Annotated in this window: 13 protein-coding genes; 3 read left to right on the top strand and 10 right to left on the bottom strand. The window is 56.2% G+C overall.

From position 1 onward, the window contains the following. Position 1: 1 nt before the first annotated feature. From SAQUA_RS04140 to SAQUA_RS04180, 9 genes are all read right to left on the bottom strand, one after another. Positions 2-3,865, bottom strand: a complete 3,864-nt coding sequence (locus SAQUA_RS04140; RefSeq protein ID WP_380678103.1) for an RHS repeat-associated core domain-containing protein — start codon at positions 3,863-3,865, stop codon at positions 2-4. A 15-nt stretch (positions 3,866-3,880) separates the two neighbouring features. Beyond that, entirely contained in the window at positions 3,881-5,011 is a 1,131-nt protein-coding gene (locus SAQUA_RS04145) for a hypothetical protein (RefSeq protein WP_380678105.1), read from the bottom strand. Continuing rightward, the gene (locus tag SAQUA_RS04150; protein ID WP_380678107.1) at positions 5,008-5,724 is read right to left on the bottom strand and encodes a DUF4123 domain-containing protein; all 717 of its coding nucleotides are present in this window, start codon (positions 5,722-5,724) and stop codon (positions 5,008-5,010) included. Before SAQUA_RS04150 ends, SAQUA_RS04145 begins: the two co-directional genes overlap by 4 nt. 157 nt (positions 5,725-5,881) lie before the next feature. After that, positions 5,882-8,191 (bottom strand): type VI secretion system tip protein TssI/VgrG, encoded by a 2,310-nt coding sequence (gene tssI, locus SAQUA_RS04155; RefSeq protein WP_380678109.1) that lies wholly within the window; start codon positions 8,189-8,191, stop codon positions 5,882-5,884. 20 nt (positions 8,192-8,211) lie between these two features. Beyond that, the gene (locus tag SAQUA_RS04160) at positions 8,212-9,957 is read right to left on the bottom strand and encodes a type VI secretion system baseplate subunit TssF (RefSeq protein ID WP_380678111.1); all 1,746 of its coding nucleotides are present in this window, start codon (positions 9,955-9,957) and stop codon (positions 8,212-8,214) included. An 18-nt stretch (positions 9,958-9,975) separates the two neighbouring features. Continuing rightward, on the bottom strand, positions 9,976-11,004 hold the full coding sequence (tssG, locus tag SAQUA_RS04165) for a type VI secretion system baseplate subunit TssG (protein WP_380678113.1): 1,029 nt from the start codon (positions 11,002-11,004) through the stop codon (positions 9,976-9,978). After that, on the bottom strand, positions 11,001-12,731 hold the full coding sequence (gene tssF, locus SAQUA_RS04170) for a type VI secretion system baseplate subunit TssF (RefSeq protein ID WP_380678115.1): 1,731 nt from the start codon (positions 12,729-12,731) through the stop codon (positions 11,001-11,003). Before tssF ends, tssG begins: the two co-directional genes overlap by 4 nt. A gap of 23 nt (positions 12,732-12,754) precedes the next feature. Continuing rightward, a complete protein-coding gene (gene tssC, locus SAQUA_RS04175) occupies positions 12,755-14,206 on the bottom strand; it encodes a type VI secretion system contractile sheath large subunit (RefSeq protein ID WP_380678117.1) in 1,452 nt (483 codons plus the stop codon). 74 nt (positions 14,207-14,280) lie between these two features. Beyond that, positions 14,281-14,544 (bottom strand): PAAR domain-containing protein, encoded by a 264-nt coding sequence (locus SAQUA_RS04180; protein WP_380678119.1) that lies wholly within the window; start codon positions 14,542-14,544, stop codon positions 14,281-14,283. A 570-nt stretch (positions 14,545-15,114) separates the two neighbouring features. On the opposite strand from SAQUA_RS04180, the gene SAQUA_RS04185 reads away from it, so the two are divergent. Genes SAQUA_RS04185 through SAQUA_RS04195 form a run of 3 tightly spaced genes read left to right on the top strand, consistent with a single transcriptional unit; the run spans position 15,115 to position 18,898 of the window. Then, complete coding sequence (locus tag SAQUA_RS04185; RefSeq protein ID WP_380678121.1) at positions 15,115-16,605, top strand: alkaline phosphatase; 1,491 nt, start codon at positions 15,115-15,117, stop codon at positions 16,603-16,605. Between the two features lie 47 nt (positions 16,606-16,652). After that, entirely contained in the window at positions 16,653-18,173 is a 1,521-nt protein-coding gene (locus SAQUA_RS04190; protein WP_380678123.1) for an alkaline phosphatase, read from the top strand. Next, positions 18,170-18,898 (top strand): hypothetical protein, encoded by a 729-nt coding sequence (locus tag SAQUA_RS04195; RefSeq protein ID WP_380678125.1) that lies wholly within the window; start codon positions 18,170-18,172, stop codon positions 18,896-18,898. The genes SAQUA_RS04190 and SAQUA_RS04195 overlap by 4 nt, the downstream gene beginning before the upstream one ends. A 46-nt stretch (positions 18,899-18,944) precedes the next feature. On the opposite strand, the gene SAQUA_RS04200 is transcribed toward SAQUA_RS04195, so the two are convergent. After that, positions 18,945-21,656: a GH32 C-terminal domain-containing protein gene (locus SAQUA_RS04200; protein WP_380678127.1), complete on the bottom strand. Its 2,712-nt coding sequence runs from the start codon at positions 21,654-21,656 to the stop codon at positions 18,945-18,947. Between the last annotated feature and the right edge of the window lie 115 nt (positions 21,657-21,771).

Raw genomic sequence — 21,771 nt, forward strand, 5'->3', positions numbered from 1 at the left:
CCTATTTACTCTGTGGTAACTTTATTGCACATAATTCTAAATTACAAAATTCTGGCATTTGGGGTAATGGTTTACCTTTTTTGACAGCTAGTCGGCCTTCTAAGGAGTTTGGGCCAACTATTTTAGCCCAATTTTCTCCTGTTTGTACTAAAGAATTGCTGGGTACATTAAACTCGGCATACCAAGATCCAGGTTTAGCTTGAAGCATAAATGCTTCAGCATTTGCAGGATTAGCAACATGCGTTGTGCCTGAACTACTTTCCTGCACCTTACCTGTACGTTCCATCATCTTGTATTCTTGTTCACTCATCCAACGGCCAACTCTTGTGTGATCAGGAGATTGTACTACAGGCTCAGGATCCCGATCCCCCGTCGGTTTATGATCCGCCCCCGGCATTCCCTTCAACCCCAGCGGATCCACCCAGCCAACCGGGTTTCCTTCCACATAGGCATACCCATTCAACCCGCCATTTAGCCTTATCGGATCCGCCGTCAAATACCGACCCGTTGCTGGGTCATAATACCGGTTCAGGTTGTAATGCAGGCCGCTTTCCGGGTCTTCGTACTGCCCCTGAAAACGCAGTGGGTTATCAACCTTCGGCTGCGGATGCTCATACGGATCATCCGGTGGGGTCCACGCTTCGAGCAGTTGGCCGTAGGCGCTGTATCTGCCTTTCCATACCGTGTTGCCCCGGATATCCGTCAGGCGGTGTGGCGTGCCCAGATGATCGTTCTGGTACCAGTAAGTGCTGACTTTCTGGCTGTTGACGCGTTTAGAACCGAGCACCGTTGCCATTGGCCGGTGGCTGTCCGGCTCATACAGGAACGTCTGCCAGTGGCTTTTATTGTCGGTTTCCGCAATCAGCTTATTGCCTTGCCACAGGTATTCGGTGGTGTGGCCGTCTACCGTTTTGCGGGTCCGGCGGTTAAACGCATCGTAGGCATAGGTAGTAACGCGCCCGTGGGGATCGGTCCGTTTTATCAGCCGGTGCCGACAGTCATAGTCAAAGGTGGTCACCAGCTTGTGCGCCGTGCCGCGTCGTTCGACGGTCAGGTTGCCAAACCGGTCATACTCAAAGTGCCGGTCACCAAAGAACGCCAGCCGGTTTCCGGGCGCGGTGTGTTCCCCCTCGAATTGGCTGAGCCGGTTGCCCGCCGCGTCGTACTGAAAACTTTCACCGGCGACGCTGTGGCGCTCTTCCGGCTTGGTGGTGCCGGGGAATTGCACATTCAGCAGTTGCCCCAGCGGATCGTAGTGGTATTCACGGGGCTGGCTGCCCTCGATAGCGGCCAGTTCCCCCTGTGCCTGATAACGGTAGTGTTGCTGCCACAGGGTGTGCGGTGCGTCGTCACCGGGGGCCAGCAACTGGTGCTCCGTCAGGCGCCCCAGCGGATCGTACTGGTAGCGGTTCTCCAGCCCGTTGCCCTGGCGGCGAATCTGCTCACGCCCGGCACTGTCGTGGCTGAATGCCAGCAGCGGTTGCCCGTCCAGGGTGATCCCCTGCACCTGCCCGAACTGATAGTGGTAATCCAACCGTTGGCCGTCGGGCAGTTGGCTGGCGCTCAGCAGGCCGCTCTGCGGGTGATAGGCGTGGCGCTGGGTGCTCCAACCCTGGTGTTCCGCCACCAACCGGTCGGCAATGTCATATTCCCAGACCAGCGGGGTCTGCCCGTCATTGACCGCAATCAATCGCCCCAGCGCGTCGTAGTCGTACTGCTCCACCAGCCCATCCGGCAGGGTCTTGCGCAGCAGTTTGCCCTGCCAGTCCCGCTGGTAGGTGGTGATCAGCGGTTCTGTGTCATGCTGGTTGCCGTATTCGCGCTTTTCAATCAGCCGATCGTTCAAATCGTAGGCGTAGGTGGTTTTTACCTGGTCAAACCCGATCTCTTCACTCAGCAACCCAGTGGCGGTGTAGCTCAGGCGGTAACGCTCGCCTTTGGCGTTGATGATCTCGCTCACCTGCAGATGGGCGTTGTCGTAGCGGTACTGCAACGCGCTGCCGTCCGGCAGGATTTTGCGTGTCAGCAGGTGGAGTGGGGCGGCATACTCGTAGCGTGTGACCATGCCCGCCGGATCGCGGGATTCGATCACCTTGCCGTAGGCATTGTAACGGTATTGCTGGGTGCGACCATCCGGGGTAGTCTGTTCCAGCAGGCGGCCAAGCGCATCCCAAACATACTGGGTGGTGTTGCCCGCTTCATCAGTCACCGCAATCGGCTGGGTGCCTAGGGTGCTGTAGTGGTAGCGGCGCACGCTACCGCCACTGGCGGTGATCTCCAGTAAACGCCCTAAGGTATCCCAACGCAGGTTTTGTGTCACGCCGTCGGGCGTGGTGATGGATTGTACCCGGCCATCGGGGAAATAGCGGTATTCGGTGATCTGCTCGCCCGGTGCGCGGACGGCGCTGATATCGCCCTGGGGATTGATGCTGTTGAGCCACACCTGCGTCAGATGGCCAGTGCCGCGTGCCATGCGCTTGAGCTGGCCGTCCAGATAGGTGTAGCGCGTAATGCGTCCATCCGGGGTCATCTCGGCGCTGAGTGTGCCGTCGTCGTCGTAGAAATAGCGGGTCTGCTGGCCCAGAGCGTCGGTGGTACTGACGCGCAACCCCTGCTCGTTGTAGGTGTGGCGAATCTGGGCCCCGTTGGCGGCCTGGCTTAACGTCAACCGGGCCTGATCGTTGTACTGGTAAACTTCCTGGCTACCGTCGTAGCGCCGCAGCGTCACTTTGCGTTGGCTGTCATCCCACTGGTAATGGGTATCCAACTGCGGGAAGTTACCGTATTGCCGCAGGCAACGGGACGCCGCACCAGCCCTTTCCCACGTCCAGTTGAAACAGGCCCCGCCCGCCAACTGGCGCTGCTGGATGACATTCGCCTCATCGTAGTGGTAGTGCTCCTGCTCACCCCCCGCATTGATAGCGCTGACCAGTTGCTGTGCCGCGTTGTAGTGGTAGTGTGCCAACACCTGCTGGGTTACCCAGGCCGCATCACTCTGGGGAGACTCGCGGAGCAGGGCCTGCAGGTCCACCTGCATGATGTGTCTGTCGCTGTCATCCGCGTACTGGAACAGCAAACGAGCCTGCGGATGGTAAATATGGCTCAGGCGCTGTTGGCGGTCATATGCCACTTCCAGGCGGTTGTGATACTTGTCACTGAGGGTGGTCAACCGCCCCCATTCGCCTTCCCGGATGAAGGTATAAACCCCGTCGCCGTCACTGAAGGTGAGGTGGTATTCGTTTTCATTGGCACTGAGCGCCAGTACGGCCCCACCCAGCAGGTTGGTGAGGGTCGGGTGTTCGGTGGTCGGGTAGGGGAACGCCGTCCGCTGGTTCTCGTGGTTATGCCAGACAATCGCCTCGGCGGTAAAGTGCAGGGTATGCGACAGGCTGTGGCACCAGCCATAGCCCAGCCCCTGGTCCAGATCGCAGGCGCTGGTGCGGTAAAACCGCTGCCAGTGGAACGGCAGCAGGCCGGGCAGAGTGCCTTCGGCCAGGGTCAACAGCTCTTCGCCGGTGCACATTGATACCGGGTCGCCGTCCAGGTTGCTCTGCTTGCTGTTTTGTGTGTTGTGACCCTGGGGGTTTTTGCTGCTGCTGTTAGCCTGCTCGACGGGGGAGCTCGCCTTTATTTCATGCAGTCTGTTGGGGGTGGTTGGCAGGCTGGTCTGGTTTTTCAGCGTCTTGCCCAACTCTTCTGAGGTTGCCGTGGCTGTCTTGGTAATACTCAGCGGCTGCGCACCCGAGCGCAGGGTGTTTTTAGTCAAATAGTTGGGGATGAATTCATTGATGATGGTGATCAGCTGTCTGAGATCTTGGGTGAACACATTTCCAGCGCTTTTACCGGCACGAAATAGCGGCTTCATTCAATATCCTTATTATCAGGCCGGGATAATACCGGCAGCAGAGTCCAATCCATCCAGGGCCAAGCGGGCTACGCTGCCGGGTAGTACGATATAGAGCAGCAACATCAACACCAGTTCACCCGCCGCTTCACCGGCAAAGTCGGCGATCTGCTGGGGCGTGAGCAGGCAGAAGTAGCTGTAAAGGGCGTAGGCACAGATAAACAACAGCATCTCGTCGGAGAGGATCACCAGCGTATCGGCGATCTCCTTCTTGCCATCGTCATAGAGCCGCTTCATTTCCTCGACCCCTTTCTCACCGATATACTCCCGCAGGGCACTGAGGTTTTTGCTGGTGATCCACTCCACGATATTTTTGGCCGTCTCATACAGCTCAACGATCTTATTGCGGATCCCGGAAAAGAATGCCTCGAAGGCCTGAATAAAGTCCACACCGTCGTCCCGCTTCACGAACTCCAGCCAGGCCGCCCGTTGCCGCGTTACCCATACCTTCTCGAGCATGTTACTGCACTTGACGATCAGCTCGGTGTAGGCGTCATCAAGGATTTTCAGGTTGCTTTCACTACTGGCCTGCGAGTTCACCACAACGTGGTAGCTGTATCCGCTGTCGCACTCTGCTAATTGCACGGTAGCCATGCCGTTATCATCAAACGTCTGTTTATCCAGCACCACGATATCTTCAAAACCTTGCTGTGCCGAGTCATCGTAATAGGCACCGGAAGCGTGATTAACCCACATTGCTGTGGTCATCTGAGCAAAATCCTGCTGTGTCTTCTTTTTGCGCTTGATGATCTTGAAGGTTGAACCGGCAATCGGGATATACCCCTTGGCCTGGAAGGCATGGGTCAGAATGATCGGCTCAGTAAGGGAACACGTCATGCTACCGTTAATCTTTTCATTGCTCTGGCTGTCACTGGCAACCACAAGATCCCCTACCTTGAGTTGCTGATCCATCAATACCAGGCTGCCCAATAGCGGAAACTCTGTTATGTCGTGGTAACGCTTCAGGCAGTTTTTAAAGTTGCTGATGATCTCTTTATAGCGTGCATCCGGTGTAATGGGGGTTGAAGCGATGGTCACCGGTTTTAGGTAATTGCCGTAATCGGTGGTTGAACTCGTCGTTGAGGTGTAGCCATAATAACTCATCACTCGTTCTCCAGTGTGGTGACGATGCGTGTCATCAGCCCTTCCCGATCCCCATCGGCCTGCACCAGTAAATGGCGGATCTTGGCTGCCAGCAAGGTGGGATCAAAGCGCCAGTAGAGATCGGCGCGATCTTTCTGCAGGTATTTTAATGCCTGGGCAATCACCGGTTCGGGGTCAGCGCTCAACAGGCTGTCTATCAGCCCTTGCGGCACCTGCCACCAGGGGCTGGTCATGGCCTTGGCGGCGGAGTCGGTTGGGCAGGTAAATACTTCGCCGTTTACCCAATAATCGGCGAACACCGGCAGAACCTCGCGCCAGCTTTCACCGCAGTAGCGCAGGTGGCCCAGCAGATAGCGGCCATCCCAGTAACGGAAGAACACCGCGTTGCCGTCCGGCATCAATACCTGTGTCAGGCCGCGCAGATGGGCCGTTATTGTGGCTTGGCCCAGAGTAGAACGCGCCAGCCAGCCCCAGTTGCGCAGGGGGGTATCTTCCACCCAGTTCAGGAACGGGCTGTGGTCGTTGAGCGGCACCAGCACCGGCATCACTTCAAACCAGTTGGCATAAGGTGTTTCGGCATACAGCCCGCAGGGAGTACGGCTGCCATCCTCACGGTAATAGGCCTTGATGGCCTGTGCACCGTGGGTATTGGCCAGAACGGCGAACAGCGGTGTGCCCGCCGTTTTCCTCACCCAATCCTGTACACGATATGACATGGCAATCTTCTCCTTGATTAAAAAACTCCCTATCAAGCCATATCAGGCCAGATAGCGCACCGAAGAGGACTCAGCCTAGCGCGTGCAGCGTTCGGGTAAATAGCTGCCAGATAAATCGATACCCATAACCCCCCAGAACAAAAGATTGTCTTTTGGCTCATAGCTTTTTGCCCATCTTTTTAAATAACTCTTCGGCTGAAAGAGGTTGCGCACCTTGGAGCTTGTCGCTGGCAAGGTTCAAATAGTCTTTACCTGCAGAACCAGCCAGGCTGCCCACGTCAATCATCGAAGTCAGTCCACTGACCGGCAGTGAGCCAGCGTTAATCATCGAAGTCAGCCCACTGACCGGCATGGAGCCACCAACGTTAGGCAACGCACTGGCACTACTGCCTGCCGAGGCCCAACTGGAGCCTGCTGATGGCATTGCTGCACCGAAACCGCCGGGTGCACTCTTGGCAGGCGATGCGGCAGCGGCAGGGGCTCCATCTATGGCGCATTCTCCGTCTTTGCATTTTTCGCACTCTTCACAGTAAGGGGAGTCACTGTTGAACACCGCCTGCTGGGCCAGGGTTGGGGCTGCCAGCAGTGCAACCGCACCCGGCATCTTCAGGTTGATACCTTGCCCGCTGCCTGGAGCACCGCTGCCCACCATCAGCGAGGGTGAGGTGAAAATCCCGCCGGGTGCCAGTCTGATAAAACTGCCCCCGGCCTTGAGGGTAATTTCACTGCCTGCCGACAGGGTGATTTTGGCCCCGGCCTCCATCGAGACTTCCTGCCCGGCATTCACCACATAGGCGCTGCCCACCTGCAAATGGGACTCGCCATCGGCCAGTTCGGATTTTTTGCCGCTGGTGTGCAGGGTGAGTTCACCTTTGATGCGGCTCTCCTGGTTGCCCTCGATTTCGTTCAGGCTGTTACCGCCGATCTTGCTGTTCTGGTTACTGCGGATGTCCCAGTGCGCCTCGCTATTGACCAAGGCTTTGAGATCTTTCTGCGCATGTAAGAAGATCTCTTCTTTGCCTGCTTCATCCTCAAATGACAGTTCGTTAAAGCCTTCGGCCTTGTGGGATTTGGTGCGCCACACCGAGCGGGTCTTGCTGGCTGGCAGCGGGTACGGCGGCTTGTTCAGGCCGTTGTAGTAGCGCCCGCTGACTACCGGGCGATCGATATCGCCGTTCAGGTAGCTGACCAGCACTTCCTGACCAATGCGCGGTAGCGTGACAGAGCCAAAGCCGTTCCCCGCCCACTGGTTGGAAACCGGCACCCAGCAGGAGGCCTTTTCATCGGCCGGGTCGTAACGGTTCCAGTGAAAGTGCACCCGTACCCAGCCAAATTCGTTAACGTAAATCTCTTCCCCTTTTGGCCCGACCACTGTGGCAACCTCATCTCCGTCGGCCATAGGCTTGTAGCGGTAGGCGGGGCGCCAATCGATATTCCCTGGGGCAAAGGTCAGGGAGTTGGAGAGGGTGGTGCCGCTGCCATTACTCTCTTCCTCCAGCGCCGCTGGCTGCTCCCCTCGATGGCTGATGGTGATCACCTGCCAACGATCGTTACGCGCCTCAACCGGGTGGCCCTGAAGGGTAAAGATGGTGCCCGGCATCAGCCGGATACTGTTGGTTTCCGCGCTGCCCTGTTGCCTGCCCGCCTGCATGGCTTCCAGCCGCAGGGTGCTGAACTGTGGCCCGGTCTGGTCATCCTGGTAACGGCCATAGCTGTCAAACACCGAATACTGGGTGTTGCCTTGCTCCAGCGTCGGGTCACGCTGGGTAAACATTAAGGGGTGGTCGGGGCGGCGGTGTTCACGATCTTTGAGCACGCTCTCCCGTGACTGCATAAATGCACCCAGCGTCAGCCGGTGGGCAATATCCCCCTGAGTGGCCGACTGGATGTGCGGGTTGTAGGTGACGGAGATACCCGCCTGCATGCTCAGGTGCGAATCACCATAGACCAGTTGATTGTCTTCAAACCAGAAGGTGATCCCTACTTCTGCCATCAGCCGCAGGATAAAATCCAGATCGCTTTCGCGCTTTTGCGTAACGTACTCGCGGGGGGCATAGGTCTGCTGCAAATTACTCAGGTAAGGGATGCGGTGTTCATCCAACACCTTGTTGATGATGTCCGGCACGGACAGGAAGTGGAAGATCCGGCTGTCCTGTTTCAGGCTGAGCACCCAAACGTCCGGGCGGATCACCGCCTGATAGTAAGTGCGCCGAAAACCGCTTTCCCCTTGTGTGAGGCTGGCAATCAGCCCAGGAATGGTGCGCTGTTCCTGGCCGCTGACGGTCACGGTCAATGCGCCGGGTTGCAGCAGCTGCGCTTCCAGATCAATATCTGCGCGGGTACTGACCAGGCTCAGGGTCAGGGTAAACAGGCTGGATAGCCCTTCCTCCAGGGTAAACCCGGCCACAGCAAAGGTGTCCGGTGGCAGTTCACCGAGTTGGCTACTGAAAAATAATCCGCTTTCCATCGGTCACTCCTTGTGTTGTCTCACATCATGGCCCGCTGACCGCGCACCAGGGGCAATGCCCAGCGCGTCTGCGAAGGTTGGGTGATCACGTCCAGCATCAAAAAGCTGTTGGTGGTCAGACAATGGGTAAAAAAGACGCTCAGTGCTGCCGCGAAGGTGTAGGTTTCACCGGGGTTGCTGAAGGCGGCCTCATCCAGCGTCAGGGTCATCTGCAGGCCACGGCGCAGGCGCTCCCCCATCAGGGCATTTACCGGTTCGGTCTTGACGGCCATGATGCCCGCCACCGCCTGCCGGATGCGCCGAACCTGCGGCAGGTTGTGCAGCGCATGCAGGCAGAAGTCGTTGAGTACCTGCTGAACGGTTTCCCGGTGATTGAGAAAGAACGGGCTGAACGACAGGCTGGCCATCAACCGCCAGTGGTGATGGCTGTTCACTACCGCCGGGTAAGGGGGCGAAAACGGGGTAACAGTGGTGACGTCCAGCGTGTCGATCACCGCCATACCGAGTAGAAAAGGGCTGCCTGGCGTTAATGCCGGGGTATGCGCCGAGGTGATGAGCAGATCGCAGACCACCGCTTGGCAAGGGGGCTCGGTCAGTGGTTCCCCCTGGTTGTTGTAGAACACCAATTCATGCTGCATCCGCCCCAGCACATCACTGCCGATGCGCACGGCGTAAAACACCGACAATGTCGGGTCTGGCGCATAGCGTGATTCCGGTGTCAGTTCGCTATCCGGCTGGAAATGAACCTGCCGCCCCCGCTTCAGGGTGTCTGGCTCCTCCGCCATGCTGATATTGGTGATGGCATATACCCAGTGATCGGCGGGGTACGGCAAGGGATAGACGCTTTGCCCCTGCACTAGCCGCAAAGGGGAACTTTTCTGCTGCGTCAGGCTGATAACCGGAACACAGTGCAACTGAAATGTGGCTGCCAGCTCGGCCTGGGTGAGAGGGATCTCCCCGTTGAACGAGAGGACCACGGTGAAAGTGCGGCTATCCCCTAATGCCACGTAGGGGTACGCTGGGCCAAAATCCAGCGTCAGAAAGTCTTTGACGTGCGGCAGGTACAGGTACTCTGCCAGACTCTGTAAGGCCCAGGAAGTTTCACCTTCGTGTGGCAGAATGCGGTTCTCCGCGTTGGGGGTAGGGGCCGACAATACCGAATCCAGCTGGAACTGGCGGTCTTCCACTTGCAATACCGGCCGATCCTGGTACTGCTCACACCACAGGGCCAGCGTGGCTGCCACTTGCGGATCGTTGCCAAGAAACAGCGACAAAGGCTGGGTTTGCCAGTATTCCCCTGTTCCCTGATAGTGAAACGTTAGGCGGATCTCGCTGTGGGCGTTGGTCACCGTGAGTTGCCGATCAAGCAGGGCAAGCGGGTGCAACGTCAGGGCGTGACAGGTCTGGCACACCATTGGGCGGCCATCTGACAGCAGAGCGAGTGACTCACCAGCAGGCAATGCCATCGGCTCGTCCAGGGTGCCCGCTTTTGCCGAGATGTTCACCACGCCACAGGCAGGAATAGGCCGCAGTGGAAAAGGCCAAATCCGTGATAGATGCCCCTGCGTCACCTCCGGGAACCCGTCTTCTAGCCGATGGCGCAGCCCGGCATTCAACAGCGCAGCGCCTTGGATCAGGCATTCCACGTCCGGATCGCCAGCATGGCGTCCCAACTGCCCGGCCAGCGGTGGGTTCTCCTGCGCTACCTTGTCTGCCAGTGCGCGAAGGTAGGCATGTTCCCCTCTGAGATGATCGGCAAAGTTCATCGTGTTCCTTAACTGCGGTTATCTGCGAACAGGTAACAGGGTGTACGGTTTTTCGTCGGGTTGACCAAGAAAGGTGGTCCAGCCCAATTGGGTGCGGTGCTTGTCGCCCAGCCTCATTCCGCCGGCCTGATGGCGATCCAGCGTCAGGCGCAGATCCCAGACCAGTGGTTCCCGCAGGACATATTCGACAAAATTGACCAACAGGTGGTGTTGCGCCCCGTCAGGCAAGAACGACAGGTACTGCTCCTGACTCAATGCATTGATCGACAGCTGAAATTTGACACTGCGATCCAGCATCCGGCTGCCGATAACAAAATTGCTCCCCAACAGCGAACGGGGTTGATGGCGTTGCCCGCGAACTGCGGTGACCTGCCCTAAACGGTTTTGCTGATCCTCCCGCAAGGTCATCACATGGGTCTGATAAGGCTGGACGGTCACATCCGTGAGCGAGAAAAAGTGTGCCACCAGGCTGGCGATCACGTCGGGTGACCGCCCAGGAGAGGCCAGCAGACCGGCATAGGCCAGCATTGCCTCGGCGTTGATACCTAACTGCTCGCGGGTTTGCGGGTGGCTGAGGCCCATCAGGGCAAAAATACGCCCTGAGGTGGCATCGCGGCCCCCCGGCTTAAAGGTGATTTCATAGCGGTATTTGCGCCAAATCTGGTGTGCCATGGCGAGTGGCCGGTGGTTGAATACCGCCAGAAAATCGTTGAGTCTCGTCTCCCCCTGAGCGGTATTCCCGGCAATATCATCCAGATAGTAGTAGGGCAGGGGGGACTGGCTACCCTGCAGGCCAAGGAAACTGACCACCAGACGAATGGCTCCCCCTGGCTGGTGTTGCAGTTCGACCACATCGTTGGCGGCAAAGCCCAACCCGGCAGCAGCGGTAAAGCGCAATGCTTCCTGGTTCGGCTGCAGGCCGAGTGAGCGCGCCGGATCAATACCCGCCAGACGGTTCAACCCTTCCACCAGCCGATAGAACTCATACTTGCTGACGTTCTCGGCGATAACCTGGAGCTGCTGCTCCTGCTCTGCACTGGGGATCATAGAAAGGTGTAAGACTCCTGATTATCCTGATTAACTACGGTGAGGGTATGGAAATGGTTGACGCTGGCGCGTTGGGCCAGGAACCGAGCCAAGACTCGGCAGTACAGATACATCTCACCTTCAGAATCGAACGCCCCTTGCAACCGCACCGTGAGCAAAGAGGAGAGGCCATCTACCGGCACCCCGTCAATGATACGTTCAGCCGGATGCACCGTAAGGCTGAGCAGCCCTGCGCGCCGCCGCCGGGAAATACCTGCCGCCAGCGCGCTGTGCCAGGCGGGCAGATCGCAGGCGCTCAGTACCTGGCGCAATGCCGCCAGAGTCAGCAATGAACGGCTGTTCAGCGAGAGGTTGCGCAGCAGAGCGGCCTGTAGGGTCGCATCCAGCCGTGGGCTCAGAGGGACGGATGGGCGAGTGATGTTGTGCACGCGCACCCCAGGTGGGCAACCGGTGGCCGGCTGATGGATCTCACCGACTTTCAACTGCAAGGGTAGACGGCGATGGCTGCACGTCAGCCGCACAGACACCGACTCCGCTGGCAGATTGCCCAGGTTTTCACCGTGGCGGATCACGGCGAGGCGATGATTCAGGCCCCCTTCTGCGGCCTGAGTGACTCGAACGTGGTAATACCCGGCACTGTCTTGATGAGCGAAACGTTCAAACGGCACATAGTGACGTGGCGTATCACTCGCCAGCGATACGCCGGTGACTTCGTCCACCGAGAACACGTCGTAATCTTCGGGATGGCGCACGCTGGGGGATAACGGCAGGTCTGACTGTGTTCCGTCTAGATTGACCACTTCACTGTAATGGGTAAACAGGTTGATGGCTGGCGTACAGTGCAGGCGGATCGTCTGGCGGTTCAACACCAGAGTAGAAGGCAAAGGCCGCGAGAAGTGGAAGCGCAGGGTAAATCCGTGTGGAGCCGGTAAAGGGGGCAGCGTGGGAAAACCCGCTACATCCATAAATAAGAACGCGTCAGGAAAACATGCCTGTTCCTGCAACAGGCGATACCCTGGGTCGGCATTTTGCGGCCAGGGTAACAGAGCCTCATCGTCGGCGAAACCCACCGGGGTAAGGGTAAGATCGGGCAGCGGCCAGGTTTCCCCCGACACTTCCAGCGTGGTATGGCTCAGGTATTCGCTCAACCACAAAAGCAACTGCTGCCCGGTATGGGCATCCTCCCCCAGATACAGCCGCAACCCGTCCAGCGAGGCGAGATCCAGCGGCCTGCCGTCGGTGGTGACCAGATGCAGACACAAGGTGTCGCGATCGTGCTGCTGTTCACGGGCTACAGACCAGACTTGTAGCGGCCACAAGCGAGTGTCCCGGCAGGTGCGGAAGTGGCTGCGCAGTGTCTCTTCACCGGAGGTTACCGGCAGTGGGACACTGACTACCGTGGCACCCCGGTTGACTTGAGTGCTGGTTTCACCCAGGCCCGGCAGCCATTCCAGCACGGTCATACTGGGGGTGGGGCGAAGAAAATAGGGCCACAACAGGGTCAATAGATGGTGGGTGAGAACCGGTAACTGATCTGCCATCTGCCCCTGTAATTGCCCGCTCATCCAGGCCATTCCCTCCAGTTGCCGCTCCACGTCGGGATCGCGGCCTGAGGTGGTTAAAAAGGAGACCAGGGGCGCATGAGTCTGTTGCAGTGCTTCGGCTGCTTTGTGTAGGGCTTTTCGCTGGCGTGTCAGGTAAGCGTATCGATTTTTGTCCCGCTTCATGGTGAAGACATCCTGTCCTTGGGTTATTTATCCAGACGCCCAGTCAAGGCGAGGACGAAGTTGGAACCCATGTGCTTAAAATGAGGCTGTACATGCAGTTGCGTCAGGTACCAGCCTGGATCGTTGTCGACCTCTTGCACCTCGATGCGCGCTGCGCGTAACGGGCGACGGCTGCGCACACTGGCTGGCGGGTTGTCCTGATCGGACACAAAGCGTTTTAACCAGGTGTTGAGCTGATATTGCAGATCTCCCCGGTTTTTCCAGCCGCCAAGCCGCTCACGCTGCAGTACTTTAATGGTGTGCGCCAGCCGGGTGATGATGAACAGATAGGGGAGTTGTGTGCCCAACTGTTGGTTGACCTTGGCTTCCGGCGTCAGGCCGGCAGACTCTGCCAACTGAACCGAGTTGGCCGAATAGAACACCACATCCTGCCCCTTCTTGCGCACGCCGAGGGGGATAAAACCGGCCATCGACAATGAGTACTGCCACTGATCGGACAGTAATACCTCGGTCGGAATTTTTTCCTGCCAGCGCCCGAGTGCAGAATAGTAGTGGGCGGGTAAGTTACGTATTGCTCCGCCACTGTCTGCGCCGATAATGTTTGGGCACCAGCGGTAACGGGCAAAGCTGCCCGCCAGGCAGGTCGCCAGTAAAAAGGCGCTGTTGCCCCACAGCAGGTGGTGATGCGAGCCGACGTTTTCCTGATAGGTAAACTGCCTGACCCGGTTCGATGTCTGGGTATAGGGTTCACGCAGCAAAAATTTGCACACGGTCAACCCCAGATAGCGGGCATCGGGGAAGGCCCTGAGCGCCTGCCAGCGGATATGCGTTGGCGACGACATCACCGCGTCCAGATCGCGAATACTGGGCAGGTCTGCCAGTGAGTCGACGCCAAAAAACGTGGCATCCGCCGCAGACAGAAAGGGGGCATGAGCCATTGAGCTCACAACGCTCAGAAAGCGCAGCAGTTTGATGTCCGCCACGCCGGGGGTGAAATCATAGGCACCAATCACTGCGGCAACCGGCACGCCGCCAAACTGACCGTATCCTGCCTCGTAAACATGGCGATAATAACCGGAGGTGGTAATCTCTGAGGAGAACTCGAAATCCGCCAGCAACTCCTCCTTGGTGGCATGGAGCAGTGTCAGTTGGATGTTTTCGTTAAACGGGATGTTATCTACCAGCAGGGCTAGCGCGCGCCAGGATGATTCGATGCGTTGAAACAGCGGCGCATGCAGGATTGCATCCATCTGCTCGCTCAGGCGCTGGTCCAGCTCACGCAGTAGCCGGTCAATCAGCATAATGGAGAGGGTGACGCCACGGCCTTGCTCCGGCAAGGTACGCAGTAACAGTGCAATATCCCGAGCATTGAGGCTGTATTCACTGCCGTTCAGCGATGCAAGCAACCAGCTACAGAGTGAGGTGCCCTGCCGACATGTGTTTGCATCCATCTGTAACGTGTCTAGAGTTGCCACTGCGATCCTTGCTCCCCTGGGTGTTTAGCACCGTTCGGATGTGACGAGAGTAAAAGCACCGAACGGCTTGGCCGTCAGGCCATGCATACCTGCTGCGAGGCGATTAGCTCTGCGCCACAGGCGGTTTTCATGCCATTCAGTGCCAGCGGTTGCCCCCCTACCAGCACGGTTTCTGCACCAGTAACAATCGGGAAGACGCCCCTGCATTGTGGGCAAGCGACAAGGTGGCCCACCAGGGCTACGCTGGTTCCCATGACCATCATCACCGGCGAGCCTTGCAATACCTTGCCACCATGGGAGGTACTGTCGCCTTGTAAGATCACTGCTCTGCCTGCCATATGCTCTCCTGGTCCAATACTGTCCTGATACATTACGAGAGGTAATAGTAAAAAGGCGTAGAAATATAATAGAGGCTAATGAATAGTGTTAACGACAGGGCTGAAAAAACAGAATATCTGGCCGTACATTAATTGCCTATGGATGAAGGTATTGCGCCGGGGCCTGACTATCCATTCATGCAGCGCGCGTACACAGCGAAAATACTATTATTTTTAGCTGCCATAAGTAAAGGCAGCTTCTGTTAGAATTCTTGCAAAAACAGGGGATTACTCTGATGGGGCTAATGGGGTGTTATTAGGCTGCCTGATGTTTTCAACTGGTATTGGTCACTCACTTCAACGGATATAAACCAGGACGGGAAACCTTTTCTAAATATTGGTTTCTTGGCTAAGAATATTCTAGCCGAACTGAGCGGTGAATATTTTGTAACGCACTACGTTTTACCCGGCAAGACAGTTCTCTTTTTCGCCTCGTTGCCATATTTGTGTCACACCCTCCCTATAGTTTGTGTGTGTTACCCATTAATCCAAAAAACGTTATTGACCTGAGTTTTTAAATAGGGAGGTTAGATGAAACGCAACATACTCAGTCTGATTATTTTCGGATTGGTTTTTGCTGTCGCGGGTTGTAATGATAGTGATTCTGTCAGCAACAACGGAACCCCGACACCAACTCCAAACCCGGCACCAACTCCGAACCCGGCCCCAGAACCAAACCCGGCCCCAGCACCTATTCCTGGCAAGAACGTGCTGTTCTTCCTGGGGGACGGCATGGGGATTGCCACGCTGACGGCGGCACGCATTTATAGCGTCGGCGAAGAGGGCAACCTGACGATCGATACCTTGCCAGAAACGGCCTTTGTTCACACCTATTCCAACGATGCGCAGGTGACCGACAGCGCCCCTTCCATGGCGGCCTATATGACGGGGGTTAAGGCGAATAACGAAGTGCTCTCGATGTCGCCCGACACCAAAGCCACCAACCCACAGGGTAAAGCCTACCATGTCAACTTTGACAGTATCTGCCCGCCGGACAATGGCCATGCGGTTGAAACGCTGCTGGAACAGATGAAAGCGGCAAACTATAGCACCGGGATCGTGACCACCACGCGGATCACCCACGCAACGCCTGCCGCAACCTACGCGCATGTCTGCCATCGGGATGCGGAAAACACCATTGCTGCTGCGCTGGTGCCCGGTGGCGCAGGGTTTAACAGCAAATTGGGGGACGGTATTGATGTGATCCTTGGTGGCGGCGCTAACTATTTCACTGCTAAAACGGCGGGTGGCACCCGTAGCGACCAGCGTAATCTGATCGCCGAGTTGCAGGCAGCCAATTACCACTATGCGGCCAATAAGCAGCAGTTCGATCAATTGCCGATAGATGGCAGCAAGCTGGTCGGCCTGTTTACCCCTAATCATATGTCTTATGACCTGGATCGCGATCCTGAGCAGGAGCCTAGCCTGGCAGAAATGACCTCAAAGGCCATCGACGCATTGGCTGCTAAAGAAAAAGGTTTCTTTCTGATGGTGGAAGGGGGCCGCATTGACCACGCCCTGCATGCAACCAATGCTCGCCGTGCGTTACAGGATACGGTCGCTTTTGATGATGCCATCAAAGTGGCACTGGAAAAGATGCAAGCGATCGATCCTGAGCTGAAAAATACCCTGATTGTGGTTACTGCCGATCATGACCATACGCTGCAAATGAACGGCTATGCGCAGCGCACCGGCAAAACGGAAGCGGGTAATCCAGGTGTGCTGGGGGTAGTGAAGAACTATGTTAACGGTACTGGCTCAACGGATGTGGACGGTAACCCCTATACCATTATCGGTTTCGGTAACGGCCCGGCCCACAAAGCGACCCGTGGGCCTATCGACGACAGCGATCTGGAAAGTGCCGATTTTCTGCAGGAATCAGTTATTCCGCTGAACACAGAAACTCATGGCGGTGGCGATGTTTTCCTTACGGCTCAAGGGCTGGGGGCGGAGCAGTTCACCGGAACGCTGAATAACGATCGGGTGTTTAGCCTGATCAAGCAAGCAATTGACTTGCAGTGAACCTGCGTTCACCAAGCGTAACCACTCTTTCCAGAATGAGCAAAATCATGAAAAAAAGACAATCTGTGGGCAAAATCAATGGCTGTTCTCTGTTCCTGTCGAGCCTGTTAGCGTTAGCCAGCGGCAGTACTTATGCCGCGAACGAAGCCAAGAACGTGATCTTCTTCCTGGGTGACGGTATGGGGCCGGTAACGGTAACGGCTGCCCGTATTTATAAAGGCGAGAAACTGCTGGTGGCTAATCCGGATTCACTGAGCAGCAGTGAACGGGCGGAACTGACCATGCAGTCGCTGAAGTATGCCGCACGCATTAAAACCTTCTCCAACGATGCCCAGACTACAGACAGTGCGCCGTCAATGGCGGCCTATATGACCGGCGTGAAGGCAAACAATGAAGTGATTTCAATGTCTGCCAACACCCAGGCTTACACAGCCGACGGCACCCAGTACATTTCGGGTGAGGACAGCACCTGCCAGCCGGATAACGGCGAGCGGGCCAAGACCTTGTTGGAACTTTCCAAAGCCGTCGGGCGTTCGGTTGGCGCGGTATCAACCACAAGGGTTGGTCACGCAACGCCAGCGGCGACCTACGCCCATATTTGTAACCGTAACGGCTACAACACCATTGCTGAGCAATCCGTACCGGGCCACCCCAACTACAACAGTTGGTTGGGCGATGGGGTGGACGTGCTGATGGGGGGCGGGCAACGTAACTATCTGCCGAAATCGATCAACCCCAGCAGCAAGCGGAGCGACAACCTGAATCTGGTGAGCGCCATGGAGAGTGCTGGCTATACCTACATCGACAGTGGCACTCAACTGCGTAATCTGAACACCGGTTCGGTCAACAAACTGCTCGGCCTGTTCGCACAAAGTGAAATGGCTTACGAACTGGATCGCGTTAATCAGGAGCTGGATCAGCCAAGCCTGGCCGAAATGGCCGAGAAAGCGTTAGAAGTGCTCAGTCGCAATGAAAAAGGCTTTTTCCTGATGGTGGAAGGCGGGCGTATCGATCACGCCCTGCATGGCAGCAATGCCAAGCGCGCGCTGGAGGATACCCTGGCGATGGATGAAGCCATCAAGACGGTACTGACCTTTATGGCTGCCAAAGATCCTGGCCTGAAAAACACCTTGATTGTGGTAACCGCTGACCATGACCACTCCATTGCCTTTAACGGCTACGGCAAGATTGGTAACCCGATCCTCGGCAAGGTTTACAACTACCAGAATGGTGAACTGGCCAAAGCGGCGGATGGCAAACCCTACACCACGCTGGTCTTCGGCAACGGTGGGCGTCCCAACGCCAGCAGCCAAAGGAATATGGAAGATAACGGTGCCCTATGGGTTGCTCCGGCGCGCGGTGCAGAGCGTGAGGATTTGACCAACATTGACACCACACAGGATAACTTCCTGCAGGAAGTGGGCATCCATCTGGGTACGCCGGGTGCGGAAACCCATGCTGGCGGTGACGTTATGCTTTACGCCGATGGTGCGGGTTCCCAGATCTTCAAAGGCACCATGGACAACACCGATGTGTTTACCAAGGTGAAAACGGCGGCTGGTTTATGATCGGTTGGCGTAGGGTATTTGGCTTGGGGTTACTGATGGCGGTGGTTCTGCCATTGGGAGCCGCCGCTGCCGAGCAGAAACCGCAGATGCAGCCAGACGCTGCACCTGCCGTCAATCTGCGGCTGAGCTATGAGAACCGGGCAATCGGGCAGGATGGCATCATACGGGATAGCCGCTATAGCGATCTGATGTATCGCCGCAGCGGTCTGGTTTGGATCGAACGCGAACTGCCAGCCGGTGTGCGTGAAAGCAGGGAGCATGAACATGAGCACGCTTCCCCCCATGCCGGCCACGCGCACAATGAGGCTCAGGGCGCGCCATTGCTGATAACGCAGGATGCTGAAACCGGCAAGGTGAGCGTACAGGTGGTATTGCACAATCTGCAACGGGTGATTGATGTGGAGTTGGCGCACTATGGCAATGTCGGTTACGGCGGTTCCTGGGCTTCCGCATATTGGCTGGTCGATCCCGCAGCGTTAAGCCGCATGGAAAAACAGGGCCCGGTTGTTGACGGTATCCAGCACTATCTGCTGCAAAAAGGGGAGCGAACCACCAAGGTTGCCTGGGATGTGGTGGGGCAGTATGCCCGTAGCATTGAGCAACAAGATAGTCATGGTACTTCGATCCAACGTATGACGGCGACACCGTTTGCCGATCCGCAGACGTTGCCTTGGCAACCGCTGGCAGATTATCAACGCGGCGATTACTCCGACCTGCTGGATTGAGTGGGAGATCAGGCCGTATTCTGCTAGAGAATACGGCCTGATAGTTTTACTTATCAGCCCAGATTGATTTCAATGGCCATATTGTCATTGAGTCCACGCTTGCGGTTCCGCCTTTGCTGTAGATTTCAATCCCTGTGCTTGCCGGATCGGGGAAGATCAGATCGGTGAGCACCACGTCGCCATCACCGGAGAAAACGGTAACCGATGAGGTATCGACAATAATGCGTAGCTTCAGCGTCTTGTCATCCTGCAGCGGTAATGGGGCGCTGTGTTTGGCGGCAAAATTGGCGTCGAACGAGCTATCCCCAGATTTGGAACGATCAACATAGACCTCCCCAGCCAGAGCGTCGTAACCGACGAGAGTGACTTCACCATTATTCCCTGAACGCAGCATGAAGCCGACCTCAGTGGCGTTTTCAGGCCTTATTTTTGCCTCTATCTCATAAACCTGCCCTTGAATACCTGCATCCGCCAGTAATTTGTCGCCAGGGGCGAGCAGAGTTTGCTCTTTCACGCTGTACAAAGGCTTATCGCGCAATTGGGTCATGCTCTCTACCGGAACCTGGGTAAGTTTTATCTGATTGCCAATGGTCTGCAACTTCAGCTCTCTGACCAAGGTTTGACCACCGCGCCACGGTGTGGTGGGAACACTCCCGGCATAACTCCAGTTACTCATCCATGCCAGCCAGTAACGCTTGCCGTCAGGCACGCCGTTCCAGGAAACGGCGGCATAATAATCGGAGCCGAAATCTGACCAGTTGGCCGTTTGTTTCGGCTGCTCAGACTGAACAATTTCATCCACCAGAATGTGCCCCCAACCGCCGGTATTGTTATCGATGACGCGTATCTGGGCCGTTTCTCCCTGAAGTGCAGCCACGTTCCAGCTACGCCAGCTCAGTGCTTCAGCATCAGAGCCCGTGGCGCTAAAGACGATGTTATCGTTGACCAGCAGATTGACCGTGGTTTCCGAGGAGATAGGTTTGGCTGCAACGTCTGAGGCGATGAAGTTGTCTGCCAGAATATGGCCCCAGCCGCCGCTGTTTTCATCAATGATGGCAATTTTAGCCTGTTGCCCCTGAAACTCTGACACATCCCAGTTAGCCCAGTTGAGGCTTTCACTGTTATTCCCCGTGGCGCTGCGCTTGACCTCTCCATTCACCAGCAGCACCACTGCGGTGGCGTTTTCCTTGCTGTAAGGATTATTACCGCCACCCACCAGAAAGTTGATGTAAGGTTTGCTAATGGTGAAAGCCGGAGATGTCAGGCTACCGACCGCATTGTCACCATCATCTTTATTGATTAACTTGCCAAAGAAGCTGTTTACCAGCCGTGCGCCCAGAAAACCGGATACCTGCTGTTGATCGAGGATCGTACCGGTAGAAGCTGGTTGATTGATAAAGTCACCATCGGCGCTCCAACCCAATTCACTGTAAGTAACGTTATCGGCTCCTTCAAAATCCGCACCAGAGAACAGCGGTTCCCCCGCTGGCAACTCTCTTTCCAGGGTACTTGCCGGATCGTGCGGGTGATTGCCGCCGCCGACCATCAGGTTGATATATTTATCGGTGATCTTGAACGGTGGGGACGTCACAGTTCCTGTGGTGTTATCACTACCAATAAACGTATTCAGCAGTTGTGCCCCCTGGAACTGGCTAACGCCGCCTTGGCCGGGGTTGTTCCCTTGCGACAGGTAGGCTCCCGTCTGCTCCCCAGTGGCTGCCCAAGCTACGCTGTTATAGTTACCTTCAAAATTCTCAATAATCGTACCGGCCGGCGGCTCACTGCCAAACAGGCTAGCCTCGTCAGCTGTAAAAGCTGTCCCATCGAAATTGCCGACAAAGTACTGAGAACCTGAGCCGCCGACGGGGCCGCCGGGGTTAAGATTGACGATCATGACCCACTTACTCTTTGTGTGGTCACCATCGAGCGGTAACTCGAACAAATCGGGGCATTCCCATACCCCTGCGGTGGCATTGGCTGGCCCAAACTCACTCATGAATTCCCATTCCCGCAAGTTTGGTGAGGAATACAGCACGGTTTTATGCTGTGTTGCCAGCACTGCCACCATGACCCATTTTTTCTCAGGTTCATACCAGAAGACTTTCGGGTCGCGGAACTCTTTGAACTGGTCTTCATAACCCGTCGGGGGGAGAGGTAAAACCGGATTATTATCATACAGCTTCCAGGTTCGTCCTTTATCTAGGCTGTAAGCAATGGACTGTGCCTGTGTCCCTCCGGCAATGGCCTTCCCGTTTGCCAGCGTTATGTCGGATGGGTAATAACTGGTAAATATCGCGACCATGGCGGGCTTGCCTGGTTCACCCAAACCGCTGGTGTTATTGGTATCAACCACTGCACTACCGGAGAAAAACATTTCTGGTATTTTTCCGGCAGCGTCTTCTTTCGCTTCCAGTGCTATTGGTAACTCCTGCCAATGCACCAGATCGGTACTGACGGCGTGCCCCCAGGACATATACCCCCAACCAGTGCCGTTAGGGTTGTATTGATAAAAAAGGTGATATTCGCCATCGTAATAAACTAATCCGTTGGGATCGTTTTGCCAGTTTTTGGCTGCGGTAAACTGCAATTGGGGGCGGTACTTTTCAAGGTAAGAAGATTGTGTATGGGGTTCGCTCGGAGAATTGCTACTGCTGCCATTGCTGTTGCTGGAGTTATCGCAGCCACTGAGCAATGCTGAACTTACCGCTAAAACCAAGCCAGAGATAAAGATTTTATTCTGAAAATAGACCTGCATCATAACGCTCCTTGTAATTATCTTGGGTGTTTCTTGTTAAAACAATTTTTAAAGGATATGTCCGCTGCCTTTCGGACAGCTACGCTGTGCTGCTGGTGTGAAATTTTTGCTATTAGTG

Origin of the sequence: Serratia aquatilis, assembly GCF_044865145.1 — a bacterium.
GTDB lineage: Bacteria > Pseudomonadota > Gammaproteobacteria > Enterobacterales > Enterobacteriaceae > Chania > Chania aquatilis.